Source organism: Gracilibacillus ureilyticus (genome assembly GCF_900111195.1).
Lineage (GTDB): Bacteria > Bacillota > Bacilli > Bacillales > Amphibacillaceae > Gracilibacillus > Gracilibacillus ureilyticus.
Genome location: NZ_FOGL01000007.1, coordinates 115073 through 131806, shown reverse-complemented (window position 1 = coordinate 131806; position 16734 = coordinate 115073). Strand labels below are relative to the sequence as shown.

The following is a 16734-nucleotide window of genomic DNA, read 5'->3' as shown; positions in this document are numbered from 1 at the left end:
ATCACAGCGAAAGAAAATTGGGAAATTCCATGTCTAAATAAATCATTTCCTGGGAAATAAAACTGTTTTTTGTCCATCTGAAAAAACCTTAAAACAGCTAAACTGTCCTAAGGTTTTGTTTCATCCCGCATTTGGGAGTACTTCTTCTAATTCATTCTTCTCATCTAAGTCAAATTCATTACCATTTGAATCCCCTAAATTAGAGTCCCTATTGGAATCACTTTCACTTACATCCTCTTCTGTGAATACTTCTTCCTCTTTACTGCTTTCTTCCGCAGTTTCCGTTCCATTATATGTCTCTGTCTCATAGTTCAGGACATCCTCATAGACTTCATTCTCGTAATAGTCTTCATCATAATAAATATCATCTTCATAATAATATTCTTCGTCATAATAGCCATCTTCGTAGTAGTAATCTTCTTCATAATATCCGTCTTCGTAATAATAGTCATCATTATAATATTCCTCATAATAATCGTCACTATAATATTCATCTTCATAATAATAGAAATCATCAAGATTTTCATCATAATAATAATATTCGTCTTCATAAGGATCGTAAAAGTAATAAGTGTCAGTGTATGTATCATAATAGTAATAGCTTTCTGAATCATCGTAATATCCGCCATCAAAATAGGAATCCGTTCCATCATATAAATCATCGTAAAAATAATCGCCATTCTGATTATAAAACAGACTGTATATCTCATCTTCTCCCATCGGATTAGAAACCCATTCATCCATTAAGGGAGTGATCTGGTACAGTGGAATACTAAAACCAATTGTTGCTTCTTCATCATGGCGAGCCGAATTGATTCCAATGACTTTTTCTGTTGACTGATCCAGCAATGGACCACCACTGCTTCCCGGCGCAATAGGTGCAGAAATCTGGTATACTTCCTCGTAATAATGTGGCTCGATGGTAAAAGTTCTGTCAACTCCACTGATATTTCCCAGTGTCGCCGTTTTTTCATAACCGTGCGGGCTACCAAGTGCAATCACTTCATCTCCCAGCACGGATTTCTCTGTTACCTCAAGACTAAGGGGTGTCTTGCCCGCTAACGATTCGACTCTTATGATAGCAATATCTGTATCATTACTGTAGCCAATCAGGTAACCATCATACTCTGTACCCTCAGACCCTTTTACCGTAACATAAAAACTGCCTTCTACTACATGAGCATTTGTCATAACGTCACCAAAATCATTAATAAGAAATCCCGATCCCTGGCCGTAATCACTGAAAATAGTAAAAACTCTGGTTTGGGCGTCTGTAATGATATCCGCAACTTCACGGTCACTTGCTTTTGACTGGTCAATGATTTTATCTTTAGCAGTCTCCTCTTCCACAGGACTTTCCTCTTCTGGATTATCATCCGTTGCTACAATTTCCTGCTCTTCTTCACTTTTATCAATAGCAGCAGTTTTGGTTAGCTGAAGTTCTTTATATTCTGTGCCGACAAAATATAATACAACAGCTGCAATAGCTGACAGGAAAATGATTGTTGTAATAAGAAGACCGTTAGACTTTTTCTTTATTGGTTTTCCGCAGCGTGGGCAGTATTTTGCACGTTGCTCTATTTGGTTTCCGCATTTTTGACAATACATTTGCTCCACCTCTAATATAGGACTATTAATCTATTATAGTAATATATCACTATATAAACAAGGGGTAGAACATGATTTTACAGACTATTCGATAAAAACGGAAATCCTCAGCTCTGTACAAGCTGAGGACATCATTTTTTTATTCTAATTCATCTTGTCTTTCACAGAAGGTTTTGGAAACAAAAAATTCTATATGCTTATATAAATTGACAAACTCTCCGGGTAATAAACCGCCATATTCTCCATCAAGGTTCAATTGCATCTTATCTTCTGTGTAAACCTTGACTCGGTTTGCCTTCGTATAAAAGATGTTCTTATCATCCAAATGTGCTCCTCTTGTTGCTAATGTAGCGATACGGATGAATTCAGCAAGATTCGTTTTCTTTAAAATAACTAAATCAAATAATCCATCATCCATCTTTGCTTCTGGAGCTAATTTTTCAAAGCCACCAACAGAATTTGTATTTGAGACAAGGAACAGCATAATCTCTTCCTCAAATAATTTCCCATCATATTCAATTCTGACTTTGGTCGGTTTTAATGATGGCAGCATCTCAATCCCCTTTAAATAGTAGGCAAGCTGGCCGATCATTGTTTTTAATTTACTTGGAACTTCATAAGTAAGTTCCGTTAGCTTACCGCCACCTGCTATGTTCATAAAATAATGCTCGTTTACTTTGCCTATATCTAATGGACGAATATTATGTTCCAGAATAATGTCGACTGCTTTATTAATATCCCGTGGTATACCTAATGCCCGTGCGAAGTCATTCGTTGTACCGCCTGGAATAATCCCTAATTTAGGACGATATTCTTGTTCTGCAATTCCGTGGATCACTTCGTTGATCGTACCATCACCACCTGCGGCAACGATAATATCGAACTTTCTTTCTACTGCTATTTTTGCTGCATTAATTGCGTCACCTTCACAAGTGGTAGCATGAGCAGAAGTTTCATAACCAGCTTCTTCAAAACGTCTCAATACATCAGCTAATTCTTTTTTAAAACCTTCACGTCCTGAAGTAGGGTTATAAATGATACGCGCTCGTCTCATCGTCATTTCTCCTCTTGTTAACATTCTATCTTTCATAATAATCGATCTGGGGATTTTTGCAAATAAAAACTGCCCAAATTTCATAGAAGAAGGCTGCGCAATATATGCGCAGCCCTTTACACTCTTATCGTTTTTCGATTTCTTCTAAAATAATTTTGTTAACCATTGGCGGGTTAGCTTGTCCCTTTGTTGCTTTCATTGTTTGACCAACTAAGAAGCCAAGCGCCTTATCTTTACCGTTTTTAAAGTCAATAATAGATTGTTCGTTTGCATCAAGAATACCGCTTATAATTTCCCGAAGCTGGCCTTCATCAGAGATTTGGACTAATCCTTTTTCTTTTACGATTTTCTCTGGATCGCCGCCATTTTCAACAAGTTCTGCGAATACTTTCTTCGCCATTTTTGATGAAATAGTGCCATCAGCAATTAATTTAATCATTTTCGCAAGACCTTCTGGTGTCATCTTCAAGTCATTGATTTCCACTTGTTGTTTATTCATATATGCGGAAACTTCACCCATTAACCAGTTAGAAGCTTGTTTTGCATCCGCACCAGAAGCTATTGTTGCTTCAAAGAAATCTGACATTTCTTTTGTACTCGTAAGAACACCTGCATCATATGCCGGAAGGTCTAACTCTTTTACATACCTCGCAAGACGGGCATCCGGTAATTCAGGGATCTCTGCACGGATTCTTTCTTTCCATGCATCATCAATATATAGTGGCACTAAGTCAGGTTCAGGGAAGTAGCGATAATCATCTGAACCTTCTTTCACACGCATTAAGATTGTTTCTTTTGTCTTCTCATCATAACGACGAGTTTCCTGCAGGATTTCTCCACCATTTAATAATACTTCACGTTGGCGTTTTTCTTCATATTCCAACCCTTTTTGGACAAAGGAGAATGAGTTAAGGTTTTTTAATTCTGTCTTTGTACCGAATTCTTCCTGACCAATAGGTCGAATTGAGATATTCGCGTCACAACGAAGTGACCCCTCTTCCATCTTACAATCAGATACACCTGTATACTGAATAATATTTTTCAATTTTTCTAAATATGCATATGCTTCTTCCGGTGTACGGATATCCGGCTCTGATACAATCTCAACCAATGGAGTACCTTGACGATTGTAGTCAACTAATGAATAACCGTCATCATTGTGTGTTAGCTTCCCTGCATCTTCTTCTAAATGGAGACGAGTAATACCGATTCGCTTAGTCTCACCATTCACCTCAATATCAATCCAGCCATTCTCTCCAATGGGCTGATCAAATTGGGAAATTTGATATGCTTTTGGATTATCTGGATAGAAATAGTTTTTACGGTCAAATTTCGTATCTGTCGCAATTTCACAATTAATAGCCATTGCTGCCTTCATTGCAAAATTAACTGCTTCCTCATTCAGTACCGGCAGAACACCTGGATACCCTAAATCGATTGGGTTAACATTAGAGTTCGGTTCAGAACCAAACGCATTTGGGGCAGGACTGAATATTTTGGAATTTGTTTTTAACTCAACGTGCACCTCTAGGCCAATTACTGTTTCAAAGTTTGACATTATTTGTCACCCCCTAAGCTAGGACGTTTTTTATGATGGTCTGTCGCCTGCTCGAATGCATATGCAGTACGGTAAACAGTAGACTCATCAAAGTGTTTTCCGATAATTTGCAAACCAATAGGCAGACCTTCACTGGATAAACCGCATGGTACAGAGATTCCTGGAACTCCAGCAAGGTTTACTGGAATTGTTAGAATATCATCAACATACATTGTTAATGGATCATCAATTTTTTCACCGATTTTATAGGCAGTTGTTGGTGAAGTTGGCCCGACAATTACATCATAATCTTCAAAGATCTTCTCAAAATCATTTTTAATTAATGTACGGACTTTTTGGGCTTTTTTGTAATACGCATCGTAATATCCTGAACTTAATGCAAAAGTACCAAGCATGATACGGCGTTTTACTTCATCTCCGAAACCTTCCGCACGTGAATGTTTAAACATATCAAGCATGTCTACACGTTTTTCTGTGCGCACACCATAACGTACCCCGTCAAAACGAGCTAGGTTAGCACTTGCTTCAGAGGATGAAAGTAAATAATATGCTGCAACAGCGTATTTAGAGTGTGGCAGGGAAACCTCTTCCCAAGTGGCACCAAGCTCTTCATATTTCTTTAATGCCTGAAGAACAGCTTCTTTAACTTCTTTATCTACACCTTCAGCTAAGTATTCTTTTGGTACGGCGATACGTAAACCTTTTACATCCTGTTTAAAGGCATCACTGTAATTAGGAATTTCCACATTCGCAGAAGTGGAATCCATTTTGTCATGCCCTACAATAGCCTGCAGTAAATGAGCATTATCTTCCACTGTTCTTGTGATAGGTCCTATTTGATCAAGTGATGAAGCAAATGCAACTAATCCAAACCGGGATACAAGACCATATGTTGGTTTTAAACCAACTACACCGCAGAATGATGCAGGCTGACGAATTGACCCGCCCGTATCAGAACCTAATGAGAAGAAAACCTCTCCTGCAGCGACTGCAGCTGCTGAACCACCACTGGATCCACCTGGTACATAATCTGTATTCCATGGATTACGTGTTTTTTTGTAACCGGAGTTCTCATTAGTGGAACCCATCGCAAACTCATCCATGTTTAATTTTCCAATTGTAACAGTTTTTTCTGCATTTAATTTCTCCACAACGGTTGCATCATATAAAGGATCGTTTAAATTAGCAAGGATCTGGCTTGCAGCAGTTGTGCGTAAACCCTTTGTTACGATATTATCTTTAATACCAATTGGGGCACCATATAATATAGAGGCATCAGTTCCCAATTGTTCATCAAGTTCTTTTGCCTGTTTTTTTGCTTCTTCTTCATTTAACGTTAGAAATGCTTGAACTTCATCATCTACCTCGTTAATCCGGGCAAATGATGTTTCCACAAGATCACTAACAGTAATTTCTTTATTATGTAGCTTTTCCTGTAACTCTTTCAGTGTATAATCGAAAAGTGACACAGTCATTCCTCCTTATTCAAGAATAGACGGCACACGGAATTGTCCGTCTTTTTGATCTGGTGCATTTTTCAGTGCATCTTCCTTGCTGATCCACTCTCTTGGTTCATCTTTACGCATCACATTTTTTAAATCCAATACGTGTGTTGTTGGTTCCACATTATCTGTATCCAGTTCATTTAAAAGCTCTGCATAACTGATAATGTCACCAAGTTGTTTTGCCATTTTTTCTACTTCTTCATCTGTTAAAGCAAGACGCGCTAGATTCGCAACATGTTTTACCTGGTCTTTTGAAATATCTGCCATTACTTGTCACCTCCATAAAATTTCCCTTGACATGTGGTAAGTAAAATCCATAACGTTTATTTTATCATTATTTAGCGCTTTTTTGAAATACATTTGTATCCATTAGTTATAAATATGGACAAACCCTTCTTCTGCTCCTGCATCCCTTACGATCAGGGCTTCCACTTTATCACCTGAAGTAATATTGATTTCCAGATTAAAGTCGTTCGGAAAAGCAGAAATGACGAGTCCGTATACATATTGGGTAAATCCTATTAACTCAGCTTTTCCATAGAATGATACAGGTATGTCAATTGTTAAATTATTTAATTGTCCATCCCTGAAGAAGCCCTTTCCGATTACACTAACGTAGTTCGGGAAATAATTAGAAATATCTGCCTCAAAATCAACAATGGTTGCCCATGTCTCAGGATAAGTGTTTTGGCCCGATTCTGATGGGAACAGGACATATTCTTCATTTAATTCCTGCCAGTCACCTACAGAAGAGCTGTCTCCAGGTATATTCGTTTTTGCTACAAAGTTCCCGGGAACGAGCGAGCTTTGGGATGCCTCACGATAAATGGCAAGCATAATCGGAACATCACCCAGACCTTCTGTTTGGCGAATTCTTGCCACAATTTCACCGGCTAGTTCATTCGCCTCCTTCATCATTTCATTTTCCGGGATATTCTCATAATAATAAGGACCGCCAATTTCCGTCTGAAAACGGTAAACAGATTTCATGGCAATTCCGATCGAGATACCTGCAAGCTCCATGACGTCATCTTCCGATTTAGTAAGGTAATTCTGTTCTAAAATATGGGACAAATATTTTGGATTGGCTTTTTCGTCTTCGACAGGGTTCTCTGTCCCATTAATTTCAGGATTGAGTCCTAAAGGGTCTGTTTCTTCATCATAACGCTCCAGCCAACTGTATAGAATGTCTTCTGTCAAATATTGACCTTCCTGAAAATAATAACTCTCAGGGTCATATACTTCTGTAGAATGCCTTCGTAAACCTTCTTCCAGTTCATCAATGTCCACACGGTTGGCAATCTGGTTTGTAATAACACCTCTTGCCTTACTTAAGTTTGAATCTATTAACACACGATAATTCTCTTCGGAAAGATTGTATTTCGGAATTATCGCGGTTTCCTGCTGTGTTTCATCCTGGTTTTCATCAATAACCGTCTCTTCTGGTGATTGGCCGAAATCAGGTGCACATGCTGTTAATAACAAGATAAATATTAGCAGAACGTAACGTCCTTGCTTCATCTTACTCTTCCCCCTCTAACACCGTCTGCAATTTAGCCTCATCCCATATCTCTACTTCCAGCTTTTTCGCTTTATCCAGCTTTGAACCGGCATCTTCTCCTGCTATGAGCAGATCTGTTCTCTTACTAACACTTCCCGTCACATTTCCGCCTAGTGCTTCAATCCTCTGTTTCGCTTCTTGTCTTGTATAGATGGAAAGTTTACCTGTTAAAACAATCGTTTTCCCTGCAAATAGTGTATTTTCTGATATATCTGCAACGGTTGGTCCGTCATATGCAAGGTTTAGCCCTAACTCACGTAATTCATTTAGTAATTGTTTTACTTTATCCTCCGCAAAGTACCGGACAATTGAATCTGCCATTTTGTCACCAATTTCATCAACTGCAACCAGATCATCAAAGGTAGCATGCTGTAAGTTGTCCATTGTTTCAAAGTGGGCTGCTAAGGTCTTTGCTGCTTTTGAACCTACATATCTGATTCCAAGTCCAAATAATAAGCGTTCCAATGAATTTTGTTTCGAATTCTCGATTGCTGCTAACAGGTTGTTAACAGATTTCTCACCCATTCTCTCTAACTTTAACAGATCTTCTTTTTCCAGACGGTACAAGTCAGCGATAGTACTGATCAAACCTTCTCTAAACAACTGCTCTATTACCTTTTCTCCGAGCCCGTCGATATTCATTGCAAGCCTTGATACAAAATGGATTAACCCCTCTTTAAGCTGTGCGGGACAATTTGGATTAATACACCTAAGTGCTACTTCTTCTCCTAGCCGAACAAGCTCACTGCCACATGACGGGCACTCTTCCGGCATGGAAAAAGGCTCTGCTGTGTCTTCACGCATGTCAACTAATACACGGACTACTTCCGGAATAATATCACCAGCTTTTTTAATGACAACAGTATCTGTTATACGTATATCCTTTTCTTTAATTAAATCTTCATTATGAAGAGAAGCACGCTGTACAGTTGTTCCAGCCACTTTGACAGGTTCTAATATGGCCGTCGGTGTCACTACTCCTGTTCTTCCGACACTTAATTCAATGTCCGTTAATTTCGTAATCGCTTCTTCTGCTGGGAATTTATAGGCGATAGCCCACCTCGGACTCTTCGCGGTGTATCCAAGCTGTTCCTGCGCTTCAAGGTTATCGACTTTTATCACTATTCCATCAATATCATAGCTCAATGTCGATCTCTTTTCCGTCCAGTTATTCACATACTCGATGACAGCATCAATACCGTGACATTTTCTCCACTCAGGATTTGTTTTAAAACCAAGCTTTTCTAAGTATGCTAACCGCTCACTGTGAGTAGCCAGTTCTCCTGTTTCCCATTCGCCTACAGCATATAAAAATATGCTCAGATTTCTCTTTGCGGCAATTTTCGGATCTAACTGTCTAAGCGAACCTGCAGCAGCGTTCCTTGGATTAGCAAACGGCTCTTCTTCGTTCTTTTCTCTTGCTTCATTTAATGCCAGAAAAGAGGCTTGCGGCATATACGCTTCTCCACGGACTTCAATGGAACTAGCATCATTAATTTTCAAAGGAATACTGCGAATTGTTTTTAAATTACTTGTGATATCTTCCCCTGTTGTTCCATCCCCACGTGTTGCCCCCTGGACAAAATATCCATCCTGATAACGGAGGGATATAGCTAACCCATCTATTTTCAATTCACACACATAACTTACTTCGTCAATATCCAATCCTTCCCTCACCCGCCTGTCAAAATCCCGCAAATCCTCTTCATTAAAAGCATTGCCAAGACTAAGCATAGGTACACGATGGGTTACTTTCTCAAATGCATCGATTGGACTGCCACCGACACGTTGTGAAGGTGAATCAGGTGTAATCAGCTCTGGAAAAGCTTCTTCTATCTCTCTTAGTTCCTGCATTTTTTTGTCATATTCTGCATCCGGAACACTTGGTTTGTCCAACACATGATATTCATAGTTATATTGATTTAATATTTCACGCAGGCTTTCCAGTTTCTGTCTTGCTTCTTGTTCTTTCATCAAGTTAACCTCCTTCCCTATTGTTTCGTAATAGGTGCAAATTTTGCCAATAGTCGTTTAATCCCTGTTGGTGCAGGAAACGCAATATCCAGCTCCATCGCTTCACCTTCACCACTAACTTTTACTACTGTTCCCTGTCCCCATTTATTATGGTTTGCTTTGTCTCCTACCCTCCAGGTTTCTTTCTCACCACCTGTTGTAGCCTGCTGCACAACAGTACGTTTCGGCTTCCGTTTTGGCGGACCGAATGGCAGATCCTGATCACTAATATCCACTCTAGACCGGCCAAAGATAGATTCCTCTACTTCTTCTTTTCCTTCCAGCAGGTCTTGAGGAATTTCATTAATGAAACGACTTATCGGGTTCATATTGGTCCTGCCAAACAATGTCCGCATCTTCGCATGAGAAACGTGTAACAGTTCCTCTGCCCTTGTAATCCCGACATAAGCGAGTCGTCGTTCTTCCTGCATCTCCTCTTCGTCCATCATTGAACGACTATGCGGGAAAACATTCTCCTCCATGCCAATTAAAAAAACAACTGGGAATTCCAATCCTTTTGCAGCATGTAATGTCATCATGGTAACTTTATCATCAGCTGTCGGGTCTTCATCCATTCTGTCAATATCCGATATTAATGCTAAATCCGTTAAAAAGTTAACCAATGTCTTATCTTCATTAGTTTCTTCAAAATGTTTGGTAACTGTTTTAAATTCTTCAATGTTTTCCAGGCGTGTTTGAGCTTCAATACTGCGTTCATTAAGAAGCATTTTTTCATAGCCTGTTTTCTCAATCACTTCTTCCACCATATCTGTTGCAGTTAAAAATTCCTGCTGTTTCTCCCAATTCTGGATCATTTGCCCGAAATCCATCAGAGCTTTTGCCGCTTTGGCACTAACTCCTACAAAATCAACTTCCTGAACGGCGGTATATAGAGAAATGTCATTAACTGCAGCATATGCAGTTAGTTTATCTAAAGAAGTTTTCCCAATCCCGCGTTTTGGCTCATTCACCACTCGAGCAAAACTTATATCATCATCCGGATTTACAATTAATCTTAAGTAGGCAAGCAAATCTTTAATCTCTTTGCGATCATAGAACTTTGTGCCGCCGACCATTTGATATGGAATATTAGATTTTACGAACGTTTCCTCAATTGCCCGTGACTGTGCATTAGTACGGTATAAAATCGCGACATCACGATGTGAATATTTCCCATTTCTCACTAGTTCTGCAATCCGGTCAGCTACATATAAACCTTCTTCCCGTTCTGTATCGGCCTTGTAATACTGAATTTTGTTACCCTCCAGATTCTCCGTCCAGAGATTTTTCGGTTTCCGTTCTGAGTTGTTGTCTATTACTTTATTGGCCGCATCAAGAATTGACTTGGTTGAACGGTAATTTTGCTCGAGTAATACGGTACGGGCAGATGGGTAGTCTTTCTCAAAAGAAAGTATATTAGAAATATCTGCTCCGCGCCATGCGTATATAGACTGGTCTGAATCACCTACAACACAAAGGTTCTGAAAGCGGGCAGCCAGCTGTTTAACTAAGAAATATTGCGCATGATTTGTATCCTGATATTCATCCACATGTATGTATTGGAATCTTCTTTGGTAATATTCCAGCACTTCCGGTATCCGGTTGAATAAATGAATGGTCTGCATAATTAAATCATCAAAATCAAGTGACTGGTTTTTACGGAGGCGTTTCTGATATTCGGTATATACTTCTGACACCTGTCTGCTATAAAAGTCTCCTGCCGATTCAGCAAACTTCTCCGGTGTTACTAACTCATTCTTCGCACTGCTGATTGCACCCAAAAATGCCCGCGGCTCAAATTTCTTCGGATCAAGGTTCTTCTCTTTGACTATATTCTTAATAACTGTTAGTTGGTCTCCGCTATCAAGTATCGAAAAATTACGGCTGTAGCCAATCCTGTCAATGTCTCTCCTTAAAATACGTACACACATTGAGTGAAATGTGGAAACCCACATTTCATTTCCAGATGGGCCAACCAAGTTAGTGATCCGGTCTTTCATTTCACGGGCTGCCTTATTAGTAAATGTGATCGCCAAAATACTTCTTGGTGACACTTCCTTCTCATCTAACAAATAAGCAATCCGGTGTGTTAACACCCGAGTTTTCCCGCTTCCCGCACCTGCCATTATGAGTAATGGGCCTTCTGTATGTTTAACAGCCTCCTGCTGCTGTGGGTTTAATCCCTTTAATAGTTCATGCATCATTGAGCTCACTGTAGCACCACCTTTATTTCTTTACTGCTTTTACTGTTTTTAATGCTTCTTTCGGGTTTTCGTAAATCGCATTTCCTACAACAATAATATCTGCAAATTGACTCATTTCTTCTGCTTGCTGTTTGCCCGAAATTCCCCCACCATAAATAAGCTTTGTATTCTCTAATTCATTTTTAATCTGTTTGACAATCCGGGGATCGCCATATTTACCACTGTATTCCAGATAAAAAAACGGTAAGCGAAATAAATGTTCAGCCATTCTCGCATATGCTACTGCCTCTTCTTCTGTTGGTAAACTGCAGTCTGCCAGCTGGTACACTTTTGAATCGGGGTTCATTATGCAATACCCTTCTGCGAACATTTCTTCCCAGTTGATCACATCGCCATACTCTACAACAGCTTCATGCTGAATATCCATTAACCATTTCTTTTGGCTGCTATTTAAAACCATAGGGACAAAAAAGTAATCGAACCCTGGTGTAACTGATTCTATATTGGAAATCTCAAGAATAACAGGAACAGTATATCTGCGAATATAACTGAGTAACTGCAGCACTCCGTCCAATGTAACATTGTCTGTCCCGCCAACAATTATCGCATCCGTACCTGATTCACAAATCTGGTCTAATATTTCATCCGGCAAGTCTTTCGCCGGGTCTAATTTAAATACATGTTTCCATTCTTCCATATTATACACAATCATAATCCTCCAATAATGACGATTCGTTATCCATTATTTCATTATAGCAAAAATCTCCCCGAATATTGAATGATATCTCAATTTGTTATTACTATTTCTTGTGGAAGAAGATTTTCAGAAAAATACATCCGATTTTTTCTGCGCAAACAGAAAAAGCCTAGCATTAGCTAAGCTTCATCCTTTATTTCACTGAATATACCTACATAGTTTGTTACATTCCCTCCGGCATCTTTTAATGCACTAATAGATAACCATTGTTTATACAGTTTTCCTGTTTTTCTTTTATTGACAATTTCGCCTTGCCAAATACCCGCACTGTTTAATTGGTCCCACATATTTTTATAAAAATCTTTATCCTGTTTATCTGACTGAAGAATTTTTGGAGATACACCGATCACCTCTTCTTCTCTATATCCAGTAATTAATTCGAAGGCATGATTAGTTTTTGTTATTTTTCGATGTTCATCTGTTACCAGGATGGCCTGCCCAGCATTTTTAACAATAAAATCCGATATATGCAGCTTATCCGTATAGTACATCCACACAATAATAATTAAACTTGCTAATGCGAATTGGGATAATGCCATAAAACCGATAGCATAATGACCATTAATTTCATACACCATTGTCAGAATAAGCGGTGGAAAAAATCCTCCGAGTCCTCCCATTGCTGCAACTATACCATTCACAATCCCAGCCTGCTTCGTAAAATATAATGGTACCAATTTGAATATTGTTCCATTCCCGATACCGGAGAAGAATGCAACAGATAAACTTCCAACAGTATACAGGAGAATAGTTGGTGAAAAGGATAGTAATATACCTGAGATCGTCAATCCTGCAAAAACAGCCATCAATACTTTAAACGGGTCAAATTTATCACCAAGCCATCCCCCGATCGGCCGCATTAGTGTGCATAATACAATAAATCCTGCTGTTCTAAGGCCTGCATCCACTTCTGATAATTGAAATTCAGATACGAGGAAATTGGGCAAATACACGGTTAATGCCACAAACGAGCCGAAAGTTAAAAAATAAAAGAAACTTAGGAACCAGAGTTTATTGTTCTTGTAGACACTCATCACCTGCTGCTTTAAGGAAGTATCCACTTTAGGTTCGTTCCGGTCACCAAGCAAAAAGTTCAACACAGCAAATAACACTAACGGAAGGATAAATACAAGCACAGCTATACGCCAGTCATACATCCCTGCGATAATCGGTGCTCCGAATGAAGTGACAGCTGTGCCAATATTACCAACGCCATAAATCCCATTAACAAAGCCATGCTTTTCTTTCGGGTAGTATTTCGGCAGTGATGTTACACCGACTGAGAACACAGCCCCGCCAATCCCGAGGAATAACCCTGCAATAATTAAATCAATGAAACTATCCGCCATGCTTAAATAACCTACAGGTAAAACAAGAAACAGCATGCTCAAAATAAATAACCCACGCGCTCCGAACCTGTTTGTGTAATACCCAAGCGGCACACGCAATATAGAGCCCAAAATGACCGGGACAGCAGTAATTAACGAAATTTGCCCTGCTGTTAACTCGATATCCTGCTTAATATAACTCATTAATGATGACAATAACACCCATACCATAAAACCCGTGACTAAACTCATTGTTTGTAATGGCAATTGAAACTTTTTGACATTCTGCATCATCATGCATCCTTTCCTATCATACTATTTAACTTTAGAATATACATAGCTGCACAGTGTGTCTGTGATCTATTTCACATATAAGTTTTCTTTTATTTCACTTTATCTGATCACTTATTTAGAATTGATAAGCCGGGCAATTTTTTGCGGTGCTGACTCCTACTGTTAATTTAGTTGATTTTGCTCCTTGTTTCATGTATCAGTCTCGCATACCTCTCCCTTTAACTGAAACTATCTAATCAATTTTAATAGCATCATTGTGAATTTAAACATTTTAGATGTATACTTATTATTGTGTTGTAAAGAAGTATAGGACATCTTTCCATTTCATAGTATATAGAATAATATTCAACACATAGATATAGATTATTATTTTGGAGGTTATACCTTTATGAGAACAAAAATTCATTTACTGTTTGGCGGAAAATCTGCCGAGCATAATGTATCCCTGCAAACTGCAAAAGCTGTAATGAATGCAGTTGATCAATCAAAATATGACGTTCAGCCAATCTACATAGATGGAAAAGGATTATGGCATAAAGGTGCCTTATTAGAAGGAAAAGTGGATGATGCCAAACTGCTCGAATATAAACAGGCTGATGAATCTGTCTCACCACTTACCCTTACAGAGACAGAGAATGAAGTAGTATTCCCTTTACTTCATGGTCCAAACGGGGAAGATGGAACGGTTCAGGGGCTTTTGGAACTATTGAATCTTCCTTATGTCGGTAACGGAGTATTAGCTTCGTCGGCTGGAATGGATAAAATTGCGATGAAAGCTATCTTTGCACAAGCAGGATTAGCGCAAGTCCATTATGTTGGTTTCATTCGTAAAGAATGGGAAGACAACAAGGAAAACGTTGTGAAAAATATTGAGCAGACATTAAACTATCCTGTTTTTGTGAAACCAGCAAATCTCGGTTCAAGTGTCGGGATCAATAAAGCAACGAACCGTGAGAAACTAATTGAGGCTATAACCGAAGCATTACAATTTGATCGCAGAATTATTGTGGAAGAAGGCGTAACAGCAAGAGAAATTGAAATTGGAGTGATTGGAAATGAAGAACCCGAATGCTCCGTAGTTGGTGAAATTGTACCAAAAACTGAATTTTATGATTACCAATCAAAGTATGAAGACGGTGATACCGCCCTAATCATTCCTGCAGATGTCTCTGATGATATTTACAATTCTGTCAGGGAAATGGCAGTCAAAGCATACAAAGCACTGGATTGTTCAGGCTTAGCAAGAATGGATTTCTTTTTAACAGAAAACAACGAAATTTTAATAAATGAAGTCAATACTATGCCTGGTTTTACACCTGTTAGTATGTTCCCACTACTGTGGGAGAACAGCGGCCTGGATTATCCGTCCTTAATCAATAAGCTAGTAGAATTAGCCATCGAAAGACACGAAGAAAAAACGAAAATAAGGTATACATTCGATTGATCGGAGGTTGAAAAATTGATAACACGAACACTTAACCAGATAGCCGCTATGTCAGATGCGACTCTTTCCGATCCAGCAGCAGGTAATAAACAAATTTCAGGTGTTTCCATTGATACCCGGCAAATACAAAATGATCAATTATTTATCCCATTACCAGGAACAAATACTGACGGGCATCAATTCGTGGAAAAAGCCTATCAATCAGGTGCTGGTGCAGCTTTCTGGAAGAAAGATATTCCGGATCCGCCAGACAATGTTCCTTTATTATTTGTCGATGATCCATTGCTCGCAATGCAGAACTTAGCCAGAAGCTACCGTGAAGAATTAGGTGTGACAATTATCGGCATTACTGGAAGTAATGGAAAGACGACGACAAAGGATATGATTGCCCAAGTACTGTCAGGTACATACAAGGTGCAGAAAACGGCAGGAAACTATAATAGCCAGCAAGGGCTGCCTCTCACATTGCTTTCATTGGAGGAGTCAACGGAGATTATGGTTCTTGAAATGGGCATGAGTGCACTTGGCCAGATCGAAAAGCTTTCCTATATTGCTAAACCAGATATTGCTGTTATTACTAATATCGGTGAATCTCATCTCGAGGAACTCGGTTCAAGGGAGAACATCGCTACAGCAAAATTTGAAATCACTAAAGGGTTGAAGCCTAATGGACTATTTCTCTTTGACGGGGATGAACCGTTGTTACTAGAAAAAGTACAAAATCTAACTTATCCATTTTCGAAAAAGGCGATAGGTATGGAGAAAAACTCATCTCTTTATCCGGAGTCTATTTTAGTTAATGAGAATGGGACTACCTTCAGGGCTAATATTCTCCCAGATATTACAATCAAATTGCCTGTGCTAGGCTTACACAATGTGAAAAATGCTTTATTCGCAATTGCTATTGCAAATTATATGAATGTCCCGGACAGGACCATTCAGCAACAATTAGAAAGTTTGCGCATTACGAAAATGCGTTTGGAAACCCATCAAGGTCAAAATGGTTCACTGATTATCAATGATGCATATAATGCAAGCCCCACCTCTATGCGTGCGGCTATCTCATTAGTAGACCAATTGAGTAATTTCACTAATAAGATCCTTGTACTTGGTGATATGCTGGAACTCGGTTCGAAAGAAGCTGTATTCCACAAGGAAATCGGCCATTATATCGCCCAATATGAAATTCAGTATGTTTTTACCTATGGTGACCTTGCAGAAGATATTGCAGAAGGTGTAATGGAGCGGAATAACAAGATTATCGTAAAAAGTTTCTCAGATAAAAAAGAAATAACGGAAGAATTGTCCTCACTGTTGGACGAGCAAACTGCTGTCCTGTTAAAAGCATCAAGAGGGATGAAATTAGAAGAGATCCTTGAGGGCATTATTGTGTAGTAAAAAAAGGAAA

11 protein-coding genes and 1 pseudogene are annotated in these 16734 nt (G+C 39.0%); 2 read left to right on the top strand and 10 right to left on the bottom strand.

All coding sequences use genetic code 11. The features are described from left to right. Nucleotides 1-120: 120 nt before the first annotated feature. From BMW36_RS08930 to BMW36_RS08885, 10 genes are all read right to left on the bottom strand, one after another. A complete protein-coding gene (locus tag BMW36_RS08930) occupies nucleotides 121-1608 on the bottom strand; it encodes a trypsin-like peptidase domain-containing protein (RefSeq protein ID WP_089740555.1) in 1488 nt (495 codons plus the stop codon). A gap of 139 nt (nucleotides 1609-1747) precedes the next feature. Beyond that, nucleotides 1748-2662, bottom strand: coding sequence for a diacylglycerol kinase (locus tag BMW36_RS08925; protein ID WP_089740525.1), 915 nt, complete (start codon nucleotides 2660-2662; stop codon nucleotides 1748-1750). Between the two features lie 124 nt (nucleotides 2663-2786). Further along, a complete protein-coding gene (gatB, locus tag BMW36_RS08920) occupies nucleotides 2787-4220 on the bottom strand; it encodes an Asp-tRNA(Asn)/Glu-tRNA(Gln) amidotransferase subunit GatB (protein ID WP_089740524.1) in 1434 nt (477 codons plus the stop codon). Next, a complete protein-coding gene (gene gatA, locus BMW36_RS08915) occupies nucleotides 4220-5689 on the bottom strand; it encodes an Asp-tRNA(Asn)/Glu-tRNA(Gln) amidotransferase subunit GatA (protein ID WP_089740523.1) in 1470 nt (489 codons plus the stop codon). Before gatA ends, gatB begins: the two co-directional genes overlap by 1 nt. Before the next feature lie 12 nt (nucleotides 5690-5701). Next, nucleotides 5702-5992, bottom strand: a complete 291-nt coding sequence (gene gatC / locus BMW36_RS08910; RefSeq protein ID WP_089740522.1) for an Asp-tRNA(Asn)/Glu-tRNA(Gln) amidotransferase subunit GatC — start codon at nucleotides 5990-5992, stop codon at nucleotides 5702-5704. A gap of 102 nt (nucleotides 5993-6094) precedes the next feature. Continuing rightward, the gene (locus BMW36_RS08905; protein ID WP_089740521.1) at nucleotides 6095-7246 is read right to left on the bottom strand and encodes a CamS family sex pheromone protein; all 1152 of its coding nucleotides are present in this window, start codon (nucleotides 7244-7246) and stop codon (nucleotides 6095-6097) included. A 1-nt stretch (nucleotide 7247) separates the two neighbouring features. Then, complete coding sequence (gene ligA / locus BMW36_RS08900) at nucleotides 7248-9260, bottom strand: NAD-dependent DNA ligase LigA (RefSeq protein WP_089740520.1); 2013 nt, start codon at nucleotides 9258-9260, stop codon at nucleotides 7248-7250. 17 nt (nucleotides 9261-9277) lie between these two features. Beyond that, nucleotides 9278-11503 carry a DNA helicase PcrA gene (gene pcrA / locus BMW36_RS08895; RefSeq protein ID WP_245711639.1) on the bottom strand — a complete coding sequence of 742 codons (2226 nt, stop codon included), beginning with the start codon at nucleotides 11501-11503 and terminating at the stop codon, nucleotides 9278-9280. 22 nt (nucleotides 11504-11525) lie between these two features. Further along, the gene (pcrB, locus tag BMW36_RS08890) at nucleotides 11526-12209 is read right to left on the bottom strand and encodes a heptaprenylglyceryl phosphate synthase (RefSeq protein WP_089740519.1); all 684 of its coding nucleotides are present in this window, start codon (nucleotides 12207-12209) and stop codon (nucleotides 11526-11528) included. A 170-nt stretch (nucleotides 12210-12379) separates the two neighbouring features. After that, nucleotides 12380-13879, bottom strand: a complete 1500-nt coding sequence (locus tag BMW36_RS08885; RefSeq protein WP_089740518.1) for a nitrate/nitrite transporter — start codon at nucleotides 13877-13879, stop codon at nucleotides 12380-12382. A gap of 391 nt (nucleotides 13880-14270) precedes the next feature. Between BMW36_RS08885 and BMW36_RS08880 the strand changes: the two genes are divergently transcribed. Both BMW36_RS08880 and BMW36_RS08875 read left to right on the top strand, forming a co-directional pair. Beyond that, nucleotides 14271-15326: a D-alanine--D-alanine ligase gene (locus BMW36_RS08880; RefSeq protein ID WP_089740517.1), complete on the top strand. Its 1056-nt coding sequence runs from the start codon at nucleotides 14271-14273 to the stop codon at nucleotides 15324-15326. 48 nt (nucleotides 15327-15374) lie between these two features. Next, nucleotides 15375-16646 (top strand): annotated as a pseudogene (locus BMW36_RS08875) (UDP-N-acetylmuramoyl-tripeptide--D-alanyl-D-alanine ligase); the annotation flags it as partial. Nucleotides 16647-16734 lie beyond the last annotated feature (88 nt).

Coding starts and splice junctions, on each gene's coding strand:
- BMW36_RS08930 (WP_089740555.1), bottom strand. CDS start 1,608: ATGTATTGTCAAAAATGCGGAAACCAAATAGAGCAACGTGCAAAATAC.
- BMW36_RS08925 (WP_089740525.1), bottom strand. CDS start 2,662: ATGAGACGAGCGCGTATCATTTATAACCCTACTTCAGGACGTGAAGGT.
- gatB (WP_089740524.1), bottom strand. CDS start 4,220: ATGTCAAACTTTGAAACAGTAATTGGCCTAGAGGTGCACGTTGAGTTA.
- gatC (WP_089740522.1), bottom strand. CDS start 5,992: ATGGCAGATATTTCAAAAGACCAGGTAAAACATGTTGCGAATCTAGCG.
- BMW36_RS08905 (WP_089740521.1), bottom strand. CDS start 7,246: ATGAAGCAAGGACGTTACGTTCTGCTAATATTTATCTTGTTATTAACA.
- ligA (WP_089740520.1), bottom strand. CDS start 9,260: ATGAAAGAACAAGAAGCAAGACAGAAACTGGAAAGCCTGCGTGAAATA.
- pcrA (WP_245711639.1), bottom strand. CDS start 11,503: ATGATGCATGAACTATTAAAGGGATTAAACCCACAGCAGCAGGAGGCT.
- BMW36_RS08885 (WP_089740518.1), bottom strand. CDS start 13,879: ATGCAGAATGTCAAAAAGTTTCAATTGCCATTACAAACAATGAGTTTA.
- BMW36_RS08880 (WP_089740517.1), top strand. CDS start 14,271: ATGAGAACAAAAATTCATTTACTGTTTGGCGGAAAATCTGCCGAGCAT.